Here is a 19,193-nt window from a genome sequence, read left to right as displayed (position 1 = left end):
GCCCTGCTGCGGGCGCGCGGGCACATGTCGGCAAGGTCAGCGCCCCCCTGCCCTATCCCGTTCGGAAACGGGAATCGTTCCCTTCACCCCCGGCCCGACGCGTCAATCGCGACACGACTCGGAGTCTTCCGCCGAGCCGGTAGACCGACGGAGCGCAGCGGATTGCGGAAAATCGCGTTACCACCGAGACTTCCCGGAATTGGCCCTTTTCCGGAAGTGGGTTTGCCCTTGGGTCAATTAGGCGGTATGCCTGTGGATATCTTTTTCATTGAAAAACAATGTATTGCGGAAATCACGTTGCCGTGGGGTCGCTTGCCGACACCGCATGAGACACCGTTGCACGCAATCCCGAGATTCCAACTAAGTCCTTTTTCTTCTTGAGATCTCATTGGCTCATGGTCATACCTTGTAACGACAAAACGTCGTCAAGGTGCCGCACACCGTTTCCGAGCCGGGATCACCTCCCGAACCTCGCTGTAACGGAAGAGAGCAACCAAGAGAGCGAGCAGTGAACATGAATGCAATCTTGCATGACAAACTCCGCGTTGACGCGGAGCGTCTGAGCGAAGCCCTCGATCAGATGTCGAAGCTTTTCCTCGCTCCCAGGGAGACCAAGGAGCTGAGGACCTTCTCCACTGCCGAGGTCGCGCAGCTGCTCCGGGTGAGCGACGGCTACCTCCGCAAATCGCATTTTGACGGCAAGATCCCGGACGTTCAACAGGGCGTCGGCGGCAAGCGGTTCTACACCGCCGAGGACATCCTCGAGATCCGCCACATCCTTGCGCAGAACGCCAAGGACCCCAACCACTTCCTTCCCGGCCGGAAGGAAGGCGACAAGCTGCAGATCTGGAGCACGGTGAACTTCAAGGGCGGCTCGTCGAAGACCACCTCGACGGTCACCATCGCCCACCGCCTCGCCCTGCGCGGCTACCGCGTGCTGGTGATCGACGCCGATCCGCAGGCCTCGCTCACCACCTTCTTTGGCTACCAGCCGGAAATCGACTTCCGGCACGGTGGCACGCTCTACGACGCGATCCGCTACAACGACGGCGACACCTACCGGGTGCCGATCACCGAGGTCCTGAAGAAGACCTATTTCCCCAACCTCGACCTCGTCCCCGGCGGCATCATGCTGTCGGAATTCGAGACCGAGACGCCGACAGCGCTGAGCCGCGGCGAACAGCCCGTCTTCTTCAACCGCATCCGCGATGCCCTGCGCCAGGTAGAGGACGATTACGACATCGTCATGATCGACTGCCCGCCGCAGCTTGGCTACCTGACCATGTCCGCGGTCTGCGCCTCCACCTCGCTGCTGATGACCATCATCCCCGAGCGGGTCGACCTCGCCTCGGCGAGCCAGTTCCTGACCATGGCCTCGGGTGTCCTCGAAGTGCTGCACTCGAACGGCGGCATCGGCGCCTATGACAACTTCGCCTACCTGCTGACCCGCTTCGACACGCAGGTCAGCACCCAGACCGACCTTGCGGACTGGATGCGGCAGCTGCTCGGGGACAGCGTGATCCCGACGGCCTTCGTCAAGTCCTCGGCGGTCAGCGAGGCGGGCCTCGCGCAGAAGACCGTCTACGAGGTCGATCTCGCGTCGATCAAGAACCGCCGGACCTACGAGCGGGCGATCGAGGCGATCAACGGCGTTTCGGACGACATCGAGAAGCTGATCCAGTCGGCATGGGGACGAGGAGGCAACGATGAAGCGTGATCTGCTGGCCCAGAGTCTGGCGAACATGAACAAGAAGGCCGAGGCTCCTCCCCCGGCGGCGCCCGCGGGCAACACCGCGACGGACGGGGCCCCGAAATCGCTGCGGAACATGTCCGAGGTCCTGTCGCAGGTCGCATCGCAGGCCGCGCAGGACGTCGACGTGGCCGAGATCGCCGACTCCGATCTGTCCGACCGCTTCGACGTCACCGTCGGCCTCGAGCCGCTGGTCGACTCCATCCGCAATTCCGGCCAGCAGCTTCCAGTGCTCCTGCGCTACCGGCGCGGCGCGGGTCCGCGCTACGAGGTGGTCTACGGCCGCCGCCGCATCGCCGCCTGCCGCGTCCTCGGCATCAAGGTCCGCGCGTTCATCAAGGAGATGGACCTGCGCGAATCCCTGCTGTCGCAGGCGCTCGAGAACTCGGCCCGGCTTGAACGCAGCTTCATCGAGCAGGCGGTCTTCGCGACCGAGCTCGAGACCGCGGAGTTCTCGCGCCAGGAGATCTGCGAGGCGCTCGCGGTCGACAAGGGCACGCTCAGCCGGCTCTTGTCGGTGGTGCGCGACATCCCTGCCCCGGTGATCCGCCGGATCGGCGCCGCGCATGACGTGGGCCGCCGGCCCTGGTCCGAGCTGCGCCGGCTGGTGAAACTCGAGATCGCGCCCTCCGAGGACGGCATCCTCGATCTCATCCCAGAGGGGGCCGAGGACGCGCAGGCGCGGGTCTACGCGCTGATCGAGGCGCTGCAGAAGCTCGAGCGCAAGTCGGTCGCGGATGCCAGGGCCAAACCCGCCTCCGTCCCGCCCCGGCAGGTGCCGAACGCCCCGGTCAGCTTCAGCGCCAAGGGCGGCAAGATGGTGATCGAGGTCCGCGGCAAGCGCGACGAGGAATTCATCCAGTTCATCGGCGACCGGCTCGAGGCGCTTTACGGGGACTGGATCAAGGAACGCGACTGAGCTCTGACCGGCGAACGCGCCGGGAGACAGTCTAAGTCATTGAATTCATTGCGTTGGCCACGGCCAACGCCTTGGACAAGAAAAGAAACCGCGAGCAGTAAAGGAGGCAGACGAGAACGCAAAAAGAAACCCCCCGACAGCGGTGAGCTAATCAGAGGGTCCCTGTAACTTAAGCACTTACTTGGTACCCCCAAAATCGAACCACTGCAACACCGATTTCGGTGACCGGTACCTTTTTGCCGTCTGAAATGGCATGAACACCATCACGACCGCGGCACCTGATGCCGGGGCATGGCCGAGCCATGTCCGAACCGATCACGCAGGCTTCCGGCCGATCCTGCGACGGGATCTCCTGCGCCTTCTGAGAAGATGCAGGACGGCGCTCGGCCTCTCCACCGGCGACGTGCTCGTGCTCGACACGCTGCTGTCCTTCCTGCCCTGCCAGGACCGCAGGACGCGCACGGAACGCCCGATCGACCCGGGCACCCTGCTGATCGTCTACGCGTCGAACAGGACCGTCTGCGACCGGGCGAACGGCATGGACGAGCGCGTCCTGCGACGGCACATCGCCCGCCTCGTCGCGGCCGGTCTCCTCGCCCGGCGGGACAGCGCGACGCGCAAACGCTTCCCGCTCAAGGCGCGCGGTCAGGTCACCGCGGCCTACGGACTCGACCTGACGCCGCTGCTGTTGGCCTCGGCCAAGCTGCAGGAGATGGCCGAGGCGATCGAGCTCGAGGAGGAGCAGGTCCGCTGCCTCCGGGCCGAGGCGCTCACCCTCCGGGGCGAATTGCTCGACCATGCCGAGGCGCTCTCGGGCGAGGCGCTTGCCTTCACCCAGACGGCCAAGACGCTCCTGCGCCGCACCACGCTGGGCCTGAGCGGCGTCCGCGCCGTGCTCGCGCGTCTGCGGGCGATCTGCGGCGAGCTCCCCTGCCCCGCGCCCCAGATCCCGGACACCTCCGCGACGACCGAGATGCAGCCCATCGCAGGTGGCGAAAACCGCGTGGATACGGAAAGTGAGTCCGGCGGAAACGGACGAAATGTCCGCCAAGTAGAGTCCCCAAGAAAAGAAACATATCAGGCGCGGAGAAAAACCGGCGACGATATCGGAACGCTCTGGAACGAGTGCAGAGAAGTCGCGGCGCTCTTTCCCGAGGTGCCGAGCAGCGCAAACCGGCTGCGCGAGGTGATCTATCTCATGGGCTCCTACGTAGGCATCGGAGAACGCTGCCTCGCCGACGGTCTGGCTGCGCTGAGCTGGCATGGTCTGCTCCGGGCACTCAACCACATCGCCACAAACTCGCTGCGGATCGCGAAGCCCGAGGCCTATCTCGCCAGGATGAGCCGGGAGTTCGCCGCGGCCAATCCCGCGTAGGTGCTGTGTCTCGGGAGATCGTTTGCGCCTGAACCCTCTCGGCCGTTCCTTTCCGGCGGAGGCGGCCGAGAGAGGCAGGTTTGAGGCCAACCCTCAAATGAGCTGCGCCGCGCGCATTGTCGACCGCTGTTAAGACCGGTGACCTCCCGGCGCAGTCCTTTCACAGACTGCCGGCTTCGCTCGATGCATCAGGATCCACGCAGCCGACGACCTGGGGAACATGACTGAGAACGGCCCGGAAAGCCCGGCGACCCGCTGATGCGCGGGAGGACACAGAAGTCTTTCGACCTCGACGCGCGCGGCCGAGTTCTGAAAAGTTGGCCATGGCCAACTTCAATGCGGATGGGTCTGAAGGAACGGCTGATGCGGTCAGCATAGGCAAGGCCGGCAATTCCCGCTCACCAGCGAAATCGGGCTGATCAATGTCGGGCCGGGCTAGCTGAACGGGGCTCCGGGAAGAAAGTTGGCCATGGCCAACTTTTCACACGCGGACCAACCTCGACCAACTCCGACCGGCGAACAACCCTCCGCGCCTCACTCCGCGGGTTCGGCAGCGCGCTTGCCGGGGGCGTTGCGGTAGGTCAGGGCGCCATCCGAGGCGGCATGGGCGGCGGCGCGGGACTGCAGGTTGATGTGGTGGGGAGACTTCACGCAGACCGGGTCGGTGGCGGCGGGATCGCCCGCGAGCGCCATCGCCTGGCAACGGCAGCCGCCGAAGTCGATCTCGCGCCGGTCGCAGCTCCGGCAGGGCTCCTGCATCCAGTCCGTGCCGCGATAGGCCTCGAAGGCGCTGCCCTCGTACCAGATTTCGGAGAGCGGCCGCTCACGGACGTTGTCGAAGGTCAGGTGCGGGATGGTCTGGGCGGCATGGCAGGGCAGGACGGTGCCGTCGGGCGCGATGTTGAGCCCGGTCGAGCCCCAGCCGCCCATGCAGCGCTTTGGCAGGTCCGAGTGGTAGTCGGCGGGCACGTAGTCGATCACCAGCCGGCCCTTCAGCGCCACCCGCGCTTCTGCAACGATGCGCGAGGCCTCATCGGCCTGCGCCTTCGTCGGCATGAGCGCGTCGCGGTTCGCCAGCGCCCAGCCGTGAAACTGTACCGTGGCAACCTCGATGCGCCGCGCGCCCATCTCCAGCGCCATCTCGAGCGCACGCGGCAGCTGGTGCAGGTTGCGCCGGTGCAGCACGGCGTTGAGCGTCAGCGGCAGTCCGATCTGCCTGATCCATCCGGCGACCTGCAGCTTGCGGGCAAAGCCGCCGCGATAGCCGCCGATCTCGTCGGCCATCTCGGGGGTGGTGCCCTGCAGGCTCAGCTGCACGTGGTCGAGCCCGGCCGAGTCGAGCGTCTGCAGCCGCCGCTCGGTGAGGCCGATGCCAGAGGTGATGAGGTTGGTGTAGAGCCCGGCGTCACGGGCGGCGGAGACCAGCTCCTCGAGATCGCGGCGCGACGCGGGCTCGCCGCCGGAGAGGTGCAGCTGCAGCACGCCAAGCTCGGCGGCCTCGCGGAAGACCCGGGTCCAGTCGGCGGTGGAGAGCTCGGCCTCCTGCCGGGTGAGCTCGAGCGGGTTCGAGCAATAGGGGCAGGAGAGCGGGCAGCGGTGCGTCAGCTCGGCGAGCAGGGCGATGGGCGGCTTGGCTGTGGTCATGGCGGGCCTCCGGTCCGGCGGCGGCGCCGGTGGCGGGCGCCGCGCCATGCGTATTTTCAAAGAGAAGAAGGGGCAGGGGACAGATCGAGGATGCGGCGCGCCTGCAGCGCCTGCAGGAAGCCCGCGCAGTCGCGGGCGATCTGCTCGGGCGAGGCGTCGTAGCGTTCGGCGAGGCAGGCGGTGATCTCGGCGAGGCTGCGGCGGCCATCGACCTCGGAGAGGATGGCGTGGGCGACCGCGTCGAGCGTGACCGCGCGCTCGGGGGCGAGCAGCACCCACTGCTCGCGCACCGTGTCGCGGTGCAGCCGTACGCCGCGGGGCAGGGAGGGGATGGCGGCGGGGTCCATCATGCCGCCTCGCTGCCCTTCGCCAGGCCCTCGCCGGGGCGCCAGGCGCCGGGCGGGATGCGGGCGGGCGCGACATAGGCCCCCCAGAGCGCGTCGAGCTGCGACCAGAGCACATCGGTCTTGAAGATCAGCGCCTTGGCCGCGGCGTCCTGCTTCTCGGCGGTGTCGGCGTGGCTCAATACCCAATCGAGGCCGAAGGCCACGTCCTTCGGCGCCTCCCTGAGGCGGGTGCGGAAGTAGCTGAGCGCGGCGTCGTCGGCGAAGGTGTAGTTCTTCAGCAGCCCCTCGATGCGGCTGGCGTGGATCTTCGGCGCGAAGAGCTCGGTCAGCGAGGCGGCGACCGCCTCGAGCAGGGTCTTGTCGCGCACGAAGCGGACGTAGGCATCGACGGCGAAGCGGGTGGCGGGCAGCACGCCCTCGCAGGAGGCGACGTAGTCGCGGTCGAGCCCCACCGCCTCGGCAAGGCGCAGCCAGCGGCGGATGCCGCCCTCGTTGGTCTCGGTGCCGTCGTGGTCCTCGATGCGCGAGCGCCAGGCACGGCGCAGGTCCGGGTCCTCGACGCGCGACATGAAGGCGGCGTCCTTCATCGGGATCGAGTGCTGGTAATAGTAGCGGTTGATCACCCAGGCGCGCACCTCGTCGGGGGTGCAGCCGCCGCCGTGCAGCCGGTGATGGAACGGGTGCAGGTCGTGGTAGCGCTCGGCCCCGATCTGCCGCAGCCGGGCCTCGAACTCTGCGCGGGATTGTGCCCCCGATTGTGCCTCTGTCATGCGGATAGCTCCATTCCGTCCTGGCCGATGGTCCAGCCGGCGCGCTCGGCGGTGCCGCGTTCGGGCGCGTCGGGGCGCAGCACCGGGTTGGTATTGTTCATGTGGACGAAGACCTTGCGGCCCACGTCGAGCCCTTCGAAGGCGGCGATCGAGCCCTCGGGGCCGCTCATCGACATGTGCCCCATGCGGCGGCCGGTCTTGCCGCCGAGCCCGGCGGCGATCATCTCGTCGTCGCGCCAGAGCGTGCCGTCGAAGAAGACCAGCGCGGCACCGGAGAGCCGGGCGCGCAGCGCGGCGTCGAGCCGGGCGCAGCCGGGGATGTAGAAGGCGCGGGAGGAACCGGCGCGCAGCTCGACGCCGACGGTCTGCTCGCTGATGAGATCGGTCTCGACCTCGGCGCCCTCCATGTAAAGCGGCACCTTGCCCGGCACCGCGAAGAGCGTGGCGAGAAGGCCCGGCGCGATCTCGGCGGGCGTGTCCAGCGCCAGCGGGCTCCGCGTCACCACCGAGGGGGCAAGCGCGGCGAAGACCGGGTTGCCGGCGATCACCTCGTGGATGCCGGGCGTGGCGTAGAGCGTGAAGGGCTGCATCTCGCGAAGGGTCAGCAGCCCTGCCACGTGGTCGATGTCGCCATTGGTCACGAGGACCGAGCGGAGCGGCATGTCGCGCAGCCCGGTGGGGTGCAGCTCGGGGGTGGCGGCGAGCTGCGCGCGGATGTCCGGCGAGGCGTTGAGGATCGCCCAGTCCCTTCCGTTCGCAGAGACGGCCAGCGAGCTTTGGGTCTGGGAGGGAATGTCGCCCGCACGGGCCATCCGGCAGTTCTCGCAGCCGCAGTTCCACTGGGGCAACCCGCCCCCGGCAGCAGCTCCGAGAATTCGCGCGCGGATATGTTGCATCACGTTCTCCGCGCGCGGCTGTTCAGAACAGCACCCCGTCGTCGTGCTCGGGTCCGTACATGTTGATTTCCATGCCGCACTCGATTTCGCGGATCACGGGTTTCGTCCAGGCCATGAAAGTCTCCTCCTGTCGCGGAATGCGATGGCCGGAGTGTGCGCGGCAGGGGGGCATCCGGGCGAGTCTTATGTTCTAAGAACGCCCTAGACGAAGGTCGGTGCCACGGTATTCAGCGCGCCGGAGGGGTGCCCTCGAGGCAGAAACCCTGCTGGCGCAAGGTGATGATCTCGAAGCCGAAATCGGTGCCGGGCTTCAGCTTGCGGCGCAGGTAGCCGATGTAGACGTCGACCACGTTCTCCGAGCGCGACTCCCCGGCCCAGAGCCGGTCGAAGATCTCGCCGCGCGAGAGCGGGCTGCCGGCGTGCGACGCGAGGAGCGAGAGCAGGGCGAACTCTCGGTCGGTCAGGGTCACGCTGCGCGCCGGGGTGCTGAGGCTGTGGTCCGCGGCCGAGAGCCGCGCCGGGGCAGGGCGCAGCGTGGCGGCGCGGTGCTGCTGTACCTTCAGCCGGGCGATCAGCTCGTCGAAGGCGAAGGGCTTGACCACGTAGTCGTCGGCCCCGGCCTCGAGCCCGGCGGCGCGCTGCTCGACCTCCGAGAGGGCCGAGAGCATGACGATGGGCAGCGTGACCCCGGCGGCGCGGGCGGCGCGCACCAGCTCGATGCCGCTGTCGGCGCCGAGCATCACGTCGATCACCGCGGCGTCGAAGCCGCGTGCGGCGAGCCGGTGCAGCGCGAGGTCGGCGCGGTTGCAGGTCTCGACCGCGTAGCCGTGCAGCCCCAGCCCGCGCGCGAGGGCCGAGCAGATCTCGGGGTCGTCGTCGACGACGAGGAGGCGGGGCAGGTCGGTCATGGCGGCAGGCTAGCCCGGGGCGTGCGGCAGGCGAACCGCGATCTTTGTCCCGGGTGCGGCGCCGAGCGCGGCGGAGCGGGGCAGGGGGCTCTCGACCGCGATGCTGCCGCCCTGCTGCTCGATCACCCAGCGGGCCAGCGGCAGGCCGAGGCCGAAGCCCTGGGCGTTGGCGCTGCCGCCACCCTGCGCGAACCGGTCGAAGATGCGCTGCTGCGCCGGGCCGGGGATGCCGGGGCCGTTGTCGGTGAGGGCGATCTCGGCATCCTCCGCGGTCCCGCGCAGCTCGAGCCGCAGCGCGCCGCCGCCGCGGGCGTGGCGGATGGCGTTGCGGATGAGCCCGGTCAGCACCTGCCGCAGCCAATTGCGGTCGGCGAGCACGGTCAGCGGGGCGTCGGGCGTGTGCGGGCCGTCGAGCGTCATCCCGGCGTTCGAGATCTCGGCGGCGGTCTCCTCCACCGCCTCCGACGCCAGCGCCGCGAGGTCGAGGCGGACGGGATCGAGCGCGAGTTGGCCGGTCTCGGACCGGGCGATGCGCAGCAGGTCGTCGATGCGGCGGCTGAGCCGGGTGGCGCGGGCCTCGATCGTGGCAAAGGCGGCCTCGGGGTGCGGCGCGCCCTGCCGGCCGAGTTGCGCCTCCATCAGGATCACCGTGAGCGGCGTGCGCAGCTCGTGGCTGATGTCGGCGAAGAAGCGGCGGCGGTCCTCGTCGGTGCGTTCGAGGCGGGCATTGGCGGCGCGCAGCGCCTCGGTGCGCTCGGCGATGATCTCGCCGAGCCGGGCGCGGTCCTCGGCCACCGCCTCGGCGCGGGCGGCGAGCGCCTGCGCCATGCGGCTGGTCTCGGTGTAGAGCGCGCCGATCTCGTCCTGCCGGGTGCCGGGCAGGGTGATGGCGAAATCCTCCTGCCCGATGCGCCGGGCCGCGCCGCGCAGCGTGTCGAGCCGGTGGAACTGCGGGCGCACGAGGCCGAAGTAGAAGCCGGCGGCGAGCAGCAGCGCGACGAGGCCCATGGTCAGCGCCGCCTGCACCAGCCGGTGCCGCAGGTTGTCGATGCCGGTGAGGATCTCGCGGCGCAGGCGGCGCTCCTCGTTCACCGCCTCGGCGAGCAGCGGCTCCACCCCCGAGGCGAAGGTGTCGAGATAGGCGCGCAGCGCGCCGGGATCGGTGGTGTCCGACAGCAGCCCGGCCTGCGCCGAGCCGAACAGCGCCTCGATCCGCGCGATGGCCAGCGAGAGCGTGGCGCGGCGGCTCTGCGCGTCGAGCCCCTGCGCGCTGGCGACCTCGATGTCGAGCCCGGCGCGCAGCCGGGCGAAGGTCTGGGAGAGGGTCGCGGCGATGCCCTCGGTGCGGGTCGCGCGGGTCGCAGGCGGCTGGCGGCTCTGGATCAGCTCGGCGGCGACGACGATGTAGGTGGAGACCTGCGTCGAGAGCGCGGCGTAATCCTCGAGCCGCGCCTCGGCGGCAAGCGCCGAATCGAGACGGTCCGACACCCTGGCCATCCCGGCCACGATGATCGCCGCGGTGAGCAGCGTCACCAGCCCGAGACAGCCCGCGCCAAGTCCAAGCCGGGCCTTGAGCGAGAGGCCCGTCTGCGCAGGGAATCGACGCCCGGCTTTCATTTTCGCCTAAAACGTGCGCAAATGCCCGCGAGACGGGCATCATCTCCGGGCAATGCTGCGCTGCGGCGTAACTGAAACAAAACTTGGCACCCTGCAGTCAGGACTCGGGAGGATACTGCAAGGGCATCACGTTCAAACCCACGAGGCAACCATGATTGAGCTTTTCTTTATGGCGTGCTTGTCGACTGCGCCGGACCAGTGCCAACCGCGCAGCCTGCTTTATACCGACGTCACCCCCATGGCCTGCATGATGGGGGCCCAGCCCGAACTCGCCCGCTGGGTCGAGGAACACCCGGCCTACACGGTGGCGCGCTGGAGCTGCCGCCCGGTCGGCAGTGGCGAGCAGGAGGCATGATCCTGCCGCCGGCCGCGGACGACCCATTCGTTTGTGATTTTTACCACCCGGATTCATCAGCACGAACCGCTCCCTAAGGAGCAATTGACGCGGGCCGACTCAGGCTGCACCCTCTCCGGCTGGAGAGGGAGACTTTCGTGCAGGGCAACGAGACCGCGGTCCGCTTCGTCGGCAGGAGCATGGGCGGACAGACAGGCAGCGCGCGCGGCGACGCGCGGCACGGGCCGGGACGGTTCGGGGTCACCGCGATCTCGATTTCCGGTCTGCTGCTGCTGTGGGTGCTGGCCGCCTTCCTGACCGGCGACGCGCAGATCCTGCCGCAGCCCTGGGCGCTGGTTCAGCCCTTTGCCGAGGCGCTGCGCTCGGGCGAGTTGCCGTATCACCTCGGCCGCACGCTGGCCCGCGTCGGCTGGGCCTTCGTGCTGGCCATGGGGCTCGGCATCGCGCTCGGCATGGCGATGGGCCGCTACCCGAGGCTCGACCGCTGGCTCGATCCCTGGCTGGTGATCTTCCTCAACCTGCCGGCGCTGGTGCTGATCGTGCTGTGCTACCTCTGGATCGGCCTCAACGAGACCGCGGCCATCGTCGCGGTCACGCTCAACAAGATCCCCAACGTCGCCACGGTGATCCGCGAGGGCGCGCGGGCGCTCGACCCGGGGCTCGACGCCATGGCGCGGGTCTACCGGATGCCGGCGCTGCGGCGGTTGCGCCATGTCGTGCTGCCGCAGCTTGCCCCCTTCATCACCGGCGCGGCGCGCGCCGGGATCGCGGTGATCTGGAAAATCGTGCTGGTGGTCGAGTTCCTTGGCCGCTCGGACGGGGTGGGCTTCCAGATCCACCTCTATTTCCAGCTCTTCGACGTCGCGATGGTGCTGGTCTACGCCTTTTCCTTCATCGCGGTGATGCTGGCGGTGGAATGGCTGGTGCTGCAACCCTGGGAGCGGCGCGCGCGCCGCTGGCGGGGGTGACGGAAGGACCTGAATGACCGCCCTCGACGTCTCCGACCTGCGCTACAGCTACGGCCCCAAGCGCGCGCTCGACGGGGTGAGCTTTGCGCTGCGCCCCGGCTTCACCGCGCTGCTCGGCCCCAACGGGGCCGGCAAGTCGACGCTCTTTGCCCTGCTCACCCGGCTCTTCGTCACCCGCGAGGGGCGGATCACCGTCGCCGGGCACGACCTTGCGAAGGAGCCGCGCGCGGCGCTGTCGAAGATCGGCGTCGTGTTCCAGCAGCCGACGCTCGACCTCGACATGAGCGTGATGCGCAACATGCGCTACTTCGCGGCGCTGCACGGCATCTCGGGCGGCGAGGCGGTGCGGCGCGCGGAGGCGGCGCTGGCGCAGCTCGGCATGGCGGAGCGGGCGGGCGAGAAGGCGCGCAACCTCAACGGCGGCCACCGGCGGCGCATGGAGATCGCCCGCGCGCTGATCCACGAGCCCGAGGTGCTGCTGCTGGACGAGCCGACCGTGGGGCTCGATTTCGAGAGTCGGCAGGCGATCACCGCGCATGTGCATGAATTGGCGAAGGCCGGGCTGACCGTGCTCTGGGCCACCCACCTCGTGGATGAGATCGGCGACGGCGACGACGTGGTGGTGCTGCACCGGGGCAAGGTGCTGGCGCATTGCCCTGCGGCCGAGCTGCGCGGCGAGAGGCCGCTGGCCGAGGTCTTCATCGAGATGACCGGCACCCGGGCAGGGGAGGGGGGCGCATGAACGGCTGGCTCGTCGCCATGCTGGCGATCGTCCGGCGCGAGGCGATGCGCTTCGTGCACCAGCGCTCGCGCTTCCTTGCCGCGCTGGTGCGGCCGCTGGTCTGGCTGGTGGTCTTCGCCGCCGGCTTCCGCGCCGCGCTCGGTCTCTCGATCGTCCCGCCCTACGAGACCTACATCACTTACGAGGTCTACATCATCCCCGGCCTCTGCGGGATGATCCAGCTCTTCAACGGCATGCAGAGCTCGCTCAGCCTGGTCTACGACCAGGAGATGGGCTCGATGCGGCTCTTGCTGACCTCGCCGCTGCCGCGCTGGTGGCTGCTGCTGTCGAAGCTGCTGGCGGGGGTCGCGGTCTCGGTTCTGCAGGTCTACGTCTTCCTCGCCGTGGCGGCGGGCTTCGGCATCGTGCTGCCGGGCTGGGGCTATGTCTGCGTGCTGCCGGCGCTGATCCTGTCGGGGCTGATGCTGGGGGCGCTGGGGCTGCTGATCTCGTCGACCATCCGCCAGCTCGAGAACTTCGCCGGGGTGATGAACTTCGTGATCTTCCCGATGTTCTTCCTGTCGACCGCGCTCTACCCGCTCTGGAAGATGGCCGAGAGCTCGAGCGTCCTGCACGACATCTGCGCGGTGAACCCCTTCACCCACGCGGTCGAGCTGATCCGCTTCGCGCTCTACCAGAGCCTGAACGGCTGGTCGCTGCTCTGGGTGGTGCTGGCCTTCGCGGTCTTCTTTGGGCTGGCGCTGCTGGGCTACGACCCGGCGCATGGCATGACCCGCCGCCGCAAGGGCGGCTGAGGCCCGCGCGCCAGGAGGCGCACGGGCCGGTGTCAGCGGCGCGCGCCTCAGGCGAGCGCGGCGACGACGATGAATTCCACCAGGTAGTCGGGGGTGGCGAGCTTTGCCTCGCCGGTGGCGCGGGCCGGCGGGTTGGCCGGATCGACCCAGGCGTCCCAGACGGCGTTCATCGCCGGGAAGAGCGCCATGTCGGCGAGCCAGATGGTGGTGGTCAGGATGCGCGACTTGTCGGTGCCGGCGGCGGCCAGCAGCCGGTCGACCTCGGTCAGCGCGTCACGGCTCTGCTCGGTGACATCGGCGCCATGGCCGACCTGGCCGGCGAGGTAGACGATGCCGTTGTGCACGACGGCCTGGCTCATGCGGGCGCCGGGTTCGATGCGGGTGATGGTCATGAAACGTCCTTTCACAGGGCGGCGAGGTCCGGGGCTGCCCCGGGATATGCTGCCGCAAGCCAAGATCCGTGCGCGGCGGGCGGAGCCGCACCGCGCCACGGCGCCCAGATAGACCGGCTGCCGGGACGGCAGCAAGACGTCGCGCGCAGCCCGCGGCGCGGCGTGGCGGTCCAGCCTGCCCGGGGAAGCGGCGAAAGCGCGGCCGCGCGGGGAAAAATGACGCGACGACACCACTTCCGACTTTTCCTATTTGATCAAAAAATCATCGACAAGGCTCAAATTCTGGCCGAACCTCGCGCTGACGCACACCTGACGTCGCGAAGCCTGTTTGCTCCATCCCCGGGATGTCGAGATTGGCGGAAGCGGCGCCGGACTGTGCGCCGGGAGACAAAGAAACCACAGGGAGACGACCATGACCCGACACACCCCGTCGCGGACCATGCGCATCGGCGCAGCGATGCTGACCGCGGCGCTGCTGTCCAGCACTGCAATGACCGCCATGGCTGACACGCCGCCGAACATGCTGGTGATCGCGCAGCGCATCGACGACGTCAAGACGATGGACCCGGCCGAGAGCTTCGAGTTCACCGGCGCCGACATCAGCCGCAACGTCTACGAGCCGCTGGTCGACTTCGACCCGCTGGACCTCGACGCCGGCTACCAGCCCAAGCTGGCCGAGAGCTGGGAAGTGTCCGAAGACGGCACCCAGATCACCTTCAAGATGGCCGACGGCCACGTCTTCTCGACCGGCAACCCGGTGACGGCGAAGGACGCCGAGTTCTCGCTGCGCCGCGCGGTGCTGCTGAACAAGACCCCGTCCTTCATCCTGACCCAGTTCGGCTTCACCCCCGAGAACGTCGAAGAGACCATCGTCGCCCCCGACGACAAGACGCTGGTGCTGAAGCTCGACAAGGCCTACGCCGTGTCCTTCGTGCTGAACTGCCTGACCGCGACCATCGGCGGCATCGTCGACATGAAGGCGGTCATGGAGCACGAGGTCGACGGCGACATGGGCAACGCCTGGCTGCGCGACAACACCGTCGGCTCGGGCCCCTACAAGCTTGCCTCGTGGAAGCCGAACGAGAGCTACACGCTCGACCTGAACCCCGAGTTCACCGGCGAGGCGCCGGCGATGAAGCGCGTGATCGTCCAGCACATCCAGGAAAGCGCCACCCAGCGCCTGCAGCTGGAACGCGGTGACGTGGACATCGCCCGCAACCTCTCGCCCGAGGACGTGGCCGGTCTCGACGGCGTTGCCGGCGTCAAGGTCGTCGACGAGCTGCGCGGCCGCCTGATGTACTGGTCGGCCAACCAGAAGAGCGAGATCCTGTCGAACCCGAAGGTGATCGAGGCGATGAAATACGCCACCGATTACAAGGGCATGGAAGACAGCTTCCTGAAGGGCCAGTACGTGACCCAGCAGGCCTTCCTGCCCAAGACCTTCATGGGCGCGATCGACGACGCCCCCTATTCGCTCGACCTCGAGAAGGCCAAGGCGCTGCTGACCGAGGCCGGCTACCCGGACGGGTTCGACGTGACCATCGGCGTGCGCGAGGCGCAGGACCGGATCGACATCGGCCAGTCGCTGCAGAACACCTGGGGCCAGATCGGCATCAAGGCCGAGCTGGTCGTCGGCACCGGCGCGCAGACGCTCGACACCTACCGCGCGCGCCAGCACCAGGTCGCGCTCGAGGCCTGGGGCCCGGACTATCCCGACCCCAACACCAACGCGGGCACCTTCGCCTACAACCCCGACAACAGCGACGAAGCCGGCGCGACCGGCCTCTTGGCCTGGCGCAACGCCTGGGCGCTGCCGGAAATGAGCAAGGAGACCCTCGCCGCGGTGGTCGAGCAGGACAGCGACAAGCGCGCCAAGATGTACGAGGACCTGCAGCGCGAGTTCATGGCAACTGCGCCCTTCGCCATCATGTTCCAGCAGATCGAGCAGAACGCGATGAAGGACGGCGTCGAGCACTTCGTGGCCGGCGGCGCGACCACCGCGGTCTCCTACTGGGCCGTGACGAAGTAAGCCCGTGACGCAGCAGACGACAAACACCGGGGGAGGGCGCGTAGCGCCCTCCTTCCCGCCGAACTGGCTGAAGAAGACCGTCAGCCTTGCCTTCACCGTGGCGATCACCCTGCTGGGGCTGCTCTTCGTCACCTTCATGATCGGCCGCGTGATGCCGATCGACCCCGTGCTCGCGGTCATCGGCGAGCGCGCCACCCAGGCGCAATACGACCAGGTCTTCCTGGAGCTGGGTCTTGACAAGCCGCTGATCGTGCAGTTCGGCATCTATGTCGGAGACGTGCTGCAGGGCGATTTCGGCACCTCGATCCGCACCGGCAAGCCGGTGGCCGAGGACATTGCGCGCGTCTTCCCCGCCACGCTGGAACTCGCCACGCTGGGCACGCTCCTCGGCGTCGTCCTCGGCGTTCCGCTCGGCGTGCTGGCCGCGGTTTACCGCGGCAGCTGGATCGACCAGATCTCGCGGCTGATCGGGCTCGTGGGCTACTCCATGCCGATCTTCTGGCTCGGCATGATGGGGCTGCTGATCTTCTACGGCATCCTCGGATGGGTGGCCGGACCCGGGCGGCTCGGCGTCTTCTACGAGGGGCTGGTGCCGACGCGCACCGGGCTCTTGCTGCTCGACGCGATCATCGCGGGCGACTGGGACGTGTTCAAGGACGCGCTCTCGCACATCATCCTTCCGGCCTGCCTGCTGGGCTACTTCAGCCTTGCCTACATCAGCCGGATGACCCGCAGCTTCATGCTCGAACAGCTGAACTCGGAATATGTCATCACCGCGCGGGTGAAGGGCCTCAGCGAGTGGAACGTGGTCTGGCGCCACGCCTTCCGCAACATCGCCATCCAGCTCATCACGGTGATCGCGCTGGCCTATGCCAACCTGCTCGAAGGCTCGGTGCTGACCGAGATCATCTTCGCCTGGCCGGGCATCGGCAGCTACATCACCACCTCGCTGCTGTCGAACGACATGGCCTCGGTGCTGGGCGGCACGGTGGTGATCGGCACGATCTTCGTGTGCCTCAACATCCTGTCGGACCTGCTCTACCGCTTCTTCGACCCGAGGGCCAAGTCATGACCCCGAACGCAAAGACCGACGCGAAGCCGGGCCTCAAGGCCTGGCTGCTGACCGACACGCCGCAGTCCCGCGGGCAGGCGCGCGCCGCCGCCTGGTACCAGGGCTGGCTGAAACTGACCTCCAACAAGCTGACCTCGCTCGGCCTCATCGTGCTGGTGCTGCTGGTGCTGGCGGCGCTCTTCGCGCCGATACTGGCCACCGACAACCCCTTCGCGCAGGATCTCGGCGCGCGGCTCAAGCCGCCGGGATGGGAGGGGCATCTCTTCGGCACCGACAGCCTGGGCCGCGACATCTACTCGCGGCTGCTCTTCGGGGCGCGGATCTCGATCTACATCGTGCTGCTGGTGGCGCTGGTGGCGCCGCTGCTGGGGCTGATCATCGGCACCACCGCGGGCTATTTCGGCGGCATCGTCGACACGCTGCTGATGCGCGTCACCGACATCTTCCTCGCCTTCCCGCGGCTCATCCTCGCGCTCGCCTTCGTGGCGGCGCTGGGGGCGGGGATCGAGAACGCCGTGCTGGCGATCTCGCTGACCGCCTGGCCGCCCTATGCGCGGATCGCCCGGGCCGAGACGCTGACCATCCGCAACTCGGACTTCATCCACGCCATCCGCCTGCAGGGCGCGGGGCCGGTGCGGATCATCACGCGGCACATCTGGCCGCTCTGCATCTCGTCGCTGGTCATCCGGGTGACGCTCGACATGGCGGGGATCATCCTCACCGCCGCGGGCCTCGGCTTCCTCGGCCTCGGGGCGCAGCCGCCGAGCCCGGAATGGGGTGCGATGATCTCGGAGGGGCGCAAGTACATCCTCGACTACTGGTGGGTGGCCACGATCCCCGGTCTCGCGATCTTTGCCATCTCGCTCGCCTTCAACCTGATCGGTGACGGGCTGCGCGACGTGCTCGATCCGAAGGAGGGCGGCAAATGAGCAATCTTCTGGATATCGAGAACCTCTCGGTGCGCTTCCCGACGCGCTCGGGGACCTTCGAGGCGGTGCGGGGCATCTCGCTCTCGCTCGGCCGCGAGCGTCTGGGGATCGTCGGCGAGTCCGGCTCGGGCAAGTCGATGACCGGCCGGGCCATCCTCGGCCTCATCCGCAAGCCGGGGCAGGTGACGGCGGATCGCATGGAGATGCAGGGCGAGAGCCTGCTCACCGCCTCGCCCAAGCGGATGCGGGCGATCCGGGGCAAGCACATCTCGATGATCATGCAGGACCCCAAGTACTCGCTGAACCCGGTGATGACCGTGGGTGACCAGATCATCGAGGCGCTGCGCACCCACGAGAAGGTGGGCAAGGCGCAGGCCCGCACCCGCGCGCTCGAGATGCTCGACGCCGTGGCGATCCGCGAGCCCGAGCGGGTGATGAAGCTCTACCCGCACGAGGTGTCGGGCGGCATGGGCCAGCGCATCATGATCGCGATGATGCTGATCCCGAACCCCGAGATCCTGATCGCCGACGAGCCCACCTCGGCGCTCGACGTGTCGGTGCAGCTGCAGGTGCTCGAGATCATGGACAAGTTGGTGCGCGAGCGCGGCATGGGCCTGATCTTCATCAGCCATGACCTCAACCTCGTCGCGGGCTTCTGCGACCGGGTGGCGGTGATGTATGCCGGGCGGATCGTCGAGGTCTGCGAGGCAGGCAAGCTGCACGAGGCGAAACACCCCTACACGCTGGGCCTGCTAAACTCGGTCCCCGATCTCGAACGCCCGCGGCCGCGGCTGGAGGCGCTGACGCGCGATCCCGCCTGGCGCGAGGCCCCGTCCGTGAGTGCGATGCTATGAGCCAGCCGGAAATCCAGATCGAGGGGCTCGAGGTCTTCTTCGGCGACGGTCACGAGCGCACCCGCGTGGTGCACGGGATCGACCTCAGCGTCGCGCAGGGCGAAAGCTACGGGCTGGTCGGCGAGTCCGGCTCGGGCAAGTCCACGGTGCTGCGCGCGCTGGTCGGGCTGGTGCCGGACTGGCACGGCGCGATGAGCGTCGGCGGCGAGAAACTGTCCCGGCTCGGCCGGTCGAAGGAGTTCTACCGCCGGGTGCAGATGGTCTTCCAGGACCCCTACGCCTCGCTGCATCCGCGCCAGACCGTCGACCGGGTGCTGAGCGAGACGCTGGCCCTGCACGGCATCAGGGATGGCGTGGACGCGCGCATCGACCGGCTGCTGGAACAGGTGGGTCTCGGCGGCGGCTTCCGCTTCCGCTACCCGCACCAGCTGTCGGGCGGCCAGCGCCAGCGCGTCGCCATCGCCCGGGCGCTGGCGCCCGAGCCCAAGGTGCTGATGCTCGACGAGCCGACCTCGGCGCTCGACGTGTCGGTGCAGGCCGAGATCCTCAACCTGCTGTCGGACCTGCGCGCCGAATTCGGCCTCACCTACCTGATGGTCAGCCACGACCTCGGCGTCATCGGCCACATGTGCGACCGCGTCGCGGTCATGCAGAAGGGCGAGATCGTCGAGACGCTGGAGGTGGACGCGATGCGCAGGCTCGAGGCGCAGCACCCCTACACCCGCCACCTGCTCGACAGCGCCCTGCGCTCCTCGGGCCACGCGGGCATGGCCGCCGAGGCCAAGCTCTCGGCCAGCTAGGGCAGGGGCACCCCCAGGACATGGAAACACCC

The 19,193-nt window shown here is 68.4% G+C and carries 20 protein-coding genes; 12 read left to right on the top strand and 8 right to left on the bottom strand.

Annotated features, from left to right (window positions below):
* The first annotated feature begins 514 nt into the window (after positions 1-514).
* The 3 genes from repA to PVT71_RS26710 all read left to right on the top strand — a co-directional run bounded on the left by repA (position 515) and on the right by PVT71_RS26710 (position 4,044).
* Positions 515-1,717, top strand: a complete 1,203-nt coding sequence (gene repA / locus PVT71_RS26720; RefSeq protein ID WP_353476507.1) for a plasmid partitioning protein RepA — start codon at positions 515-517, stop codon at positions 1,715-1,717.
* Positions 1,707-2,669: a plasmid partitioning protein RepB gene (gene repB, locus PVT71_RS26715; protein ID WP_353476506.1), complete on the top strand. Its 963-nt coding sequence runs from the start codon at positions 1,707-1,709 to the stop codon at positions 2,667-2,669. Before repA ends, repB begins: the two co-directional genes overlap by 11 nt.
* Positions 2,670-2,922: 253 nt before the next feature.
* Positions 2,923-4,044, top strand: coding sequence for a helix-turn-helix domain-containing protein (locus PVT71_RS26710; RefSeq protein ID WP_353476505.1), 1,122 nt, complete (start codon positions 2,923-2,925; stop codon positions 4,042-4,044).
* Between the two features lie 534 nt (positions 4,045-4,578).
* On the opposite strand, the gene pqqE is transcribed toward PVT71_RS26710, so the two are convergent.
* From pqqE to PVT71_RS26675, 7 genes are all read right to left on the bottom strand, one after another.
* Positions 4,579-5,688 (bottom strand): pyrroloquinoline quinone biosynthesis protein PqqE, encoded by a 1,110-nt coding sequence (pqqE, locus tag PVT71_RS26705; protein ID WP_353476504.1) that lies wholly within the window; start codon positions 5,686-5,688, stop codon positions 4,579-4,581.
* A 56-nt stretch (positions 5,689-5,744) separates the two neighbouring features.
* The gene (pqqD, locus tag PVT71_RS26700) at positions 5,745-6,038 is read right to left on the bottom strand and encodes a pyrroloquinoline quinone biosynthesis peptide chaperone PqqD (RefSeq protein WP_353476503.1); all 294 of its coding nucleotides are present in this window, start codon (positions 6,036-6,038) and stop codon (positions 5,745-5,747) included.
* Positions 6,035-6,805, bottom strand: a complete 771-nt coding sequence (pqqC, locus tag PVT71_RS26695; RefSeq protein WP_353476502.1) for a pyrroloquinoline-quinone synthase PqqC — start codon at positions 6,803-6,805, stop codon at positions 6,035-6,037. The genes pqqD and pqqC overlap by 4 nt, the downstream gene beginning before the upstream one ends.
* Positions 6,802-7,701: a pyrroloquinoline quinone biosynthesis protein PqqB gene (gene pqqB / locus PVT71_RS26690; RefSeq protein WP_353476501.1), complete on the bottom strand. Its 900-nt coding sequence runs from the start codon at positions 7,699-7,701 to the stop codon at positions 6,802-6,804. Before pqqB ends, pqqC begins: the two co-directional genes overlap by 4 nt.
* 22 nt (positions 7,702-7,723) lie before the next feature.
* On the bottom strand, positions 7,724-7,816 hold the full coding sequence (pqqA, locus tag PVT71_RS26685) for a pyrroloquinoline quinone precursor peptide PqqA (RefSeq protein ID WP_040384855.1): 93 nt from the start codon (positions 7,814-7,816) through the stop codon (positions 7,724-7,726).
* A 112-nt stretch (positions 7,817-7,928) separates the two neighbouring features.
* Positions 7,929-8,609, bottom strand: coding sequence for a response regulator transcription factor (locus PVT71_RS26680; RefSeq protein ID WP_353476500.1), 681 nt, complete (start codon positions 8,607-8,609; stop codon positions 7,929-7,931).
* 9 nt (positions 8,610-8,618) lie between these two features.
* On the bottom strand, positions 8,619-10,226 hold the full coding sequence (locus PVT71_RS26675; protein WP_353476499.1) for an ATP-binding protein: 1,608 nt from the start codon (positions 10,224-10,226) through the stop codon (positions 8,619-8,621).
* 151 nt (positions 10,227-10,377) lie between these two features.
* Here PVT71_RS26675 and PVT71_RS26670 point away from each other — a divergent pair, with 151 nt between their 5' ends.
* The 4 genes from PVT71_RS26670 (at position 10,378) to PVT71_RS26655 (ending at position 13,085) form a co-directional block, all read left to right on the top strand.
* Positions 10,378-10,581, top strand: a complete 204-nt coding sequence (locus PVT71_RS26670) for a hypothetical protein (protein WP_353476498.1) — start codon at positions 10,378-10,380, stop codon at positions 10,579-10,581.
* A 179-nt stretch (positions 10,582-10,760) separates the two neighbouring features.
* Positions 10,761-11,549 carry an ABC transporter permease gene (locus PVT71_RS26665; protein ID WP_353476520.1) on the top strand — a complete coding sequence of 263 codons (789 nt, stop codon included), beginning with the start codon at positions 10,761-10,763 and terminating at the stop codon, positions 11,547-11,549.
* A gap of 13 nt (positions 11,550-11,562) precedes the next feature.
* Positions 11,563-12,291, top strand: a complete 729-nt coding sequence (locus PVT71_RS26660) for an ABC transporter ATP-binding protein (protein ID WP_353476497.1) — start codon at positions 11,563-11,565, stop codon at positions 12,289-12,291.
* Positions 12,288-13,085 (top strand): ABC transporter permease, encoded by a 798-nt coding sequence (locus PVT71_RS26655; protein WP_353476496.1) that lies wholly within the window; start codon positions 12,288-12,290, stop codon positions 13,083-13,085. The genes PVT71_RS26660 and PVT71_RS26655 overlap by 4 nt, the downstream gene beginning before the upstream one ends.
* 47 nt (positions 13,086-13,132) lie before the next feature.
* Here the strand turns inward: PVT71_RS26655 and PVT71_RS26650 are convergent, their stop codons facing one another.
* Positions 13,133-13,477, bottom strand: a complete 345-nt coding sequence (locus PVT71_RS26650) for a RidA family protein (protein ID WP_353476495.1) — start codon at positions 13,475-13,477, stop codon at positions 13,133-13,135.
* Positions 13,478-13,889: 412 nt separating this feature from the next.
* Here PVT71_RS26650 and PVT71_RS26645 point away from each other — a divergent pair, with 412 nt between their 5' ends.
* From PVT71_RS26645 to PVT71_RS26625, 5 genes are all read left to right on the top strand, one after another.
* Positions 13,890-15,506, top strand: a complete 1,617-nt coding sequence (locus tag PVT71_RS26645; RefSeq protein ID WP_353476494.1) for an ABC transporter substrate-binding protein — start codon at positions 13,890-13,892, stop codon at positions 15,504-15,506.
* A gap of 67 nt (positions 15,507-15,573) precedes the next feature.
* A complete protein-coding gene (locus tag PVT71_RS26640) occupies positions 15,574-16,578 on the top strand; it encodes an ABC transporter permease (RefSeq protein WP_353476519.1) in 1,005 nt (334 codons plus the stop codon).
* On the top strand, positions 16,575-17,507 hold the full coding sequence (locus tag PVT71_RS26635; RefSeq protein WP_353476493.1) for an ABC transporter permease: 933 nt from the start codon (positions 16,575-16,577) through the stop codon (positions 17,505-17,507). The genes PVT71_RS26640 and PVT71_RS26635 overlap by 4 nt, the downstream gene beginning before the upstream one ends.
* Positions 17,504-18,361, top strand: a complete 858-nt coding sequence (locus tag PVT71_RS26630) for an ABC transporter ATP-binding protein (protein WP_353476492.1) — start codon at positions 17,504-17,506, stop codon at positions 18,359-18,361. The genes PVT71_RS26635 and PVT71_RS26630 overlap by 4 nt, the downstream gene beginning before the upstream one ends.
* A complete protein-coding gene (locus PVT71_RS26625) occupies positions 18,358-19,161 on the top strand; it encodes an ABC transporter ATP-binding protein (protein WP_353476491.1) in 804 nt (267 codons plus the stop codon). Before PVT71_RS26630 ends, PVT71_RS26625 begins: the two co-directional genes overlap by 4 nt.
* The last annotated feature ends 32 nt before the right edge of the window (positions 19,162-19,193 follow it).

This window comes from Salipiger sp. H15, assembly GCF_040409955.1.
Lineage (GTDB): Bacteria > Pseudomonadota > Alphaproteobacteria > Rhodobacterales > Rhodobacteraceae > Salipiger.
This window is presented reverse-complemented; position numbering and strand designations above follow the sequence as displayed.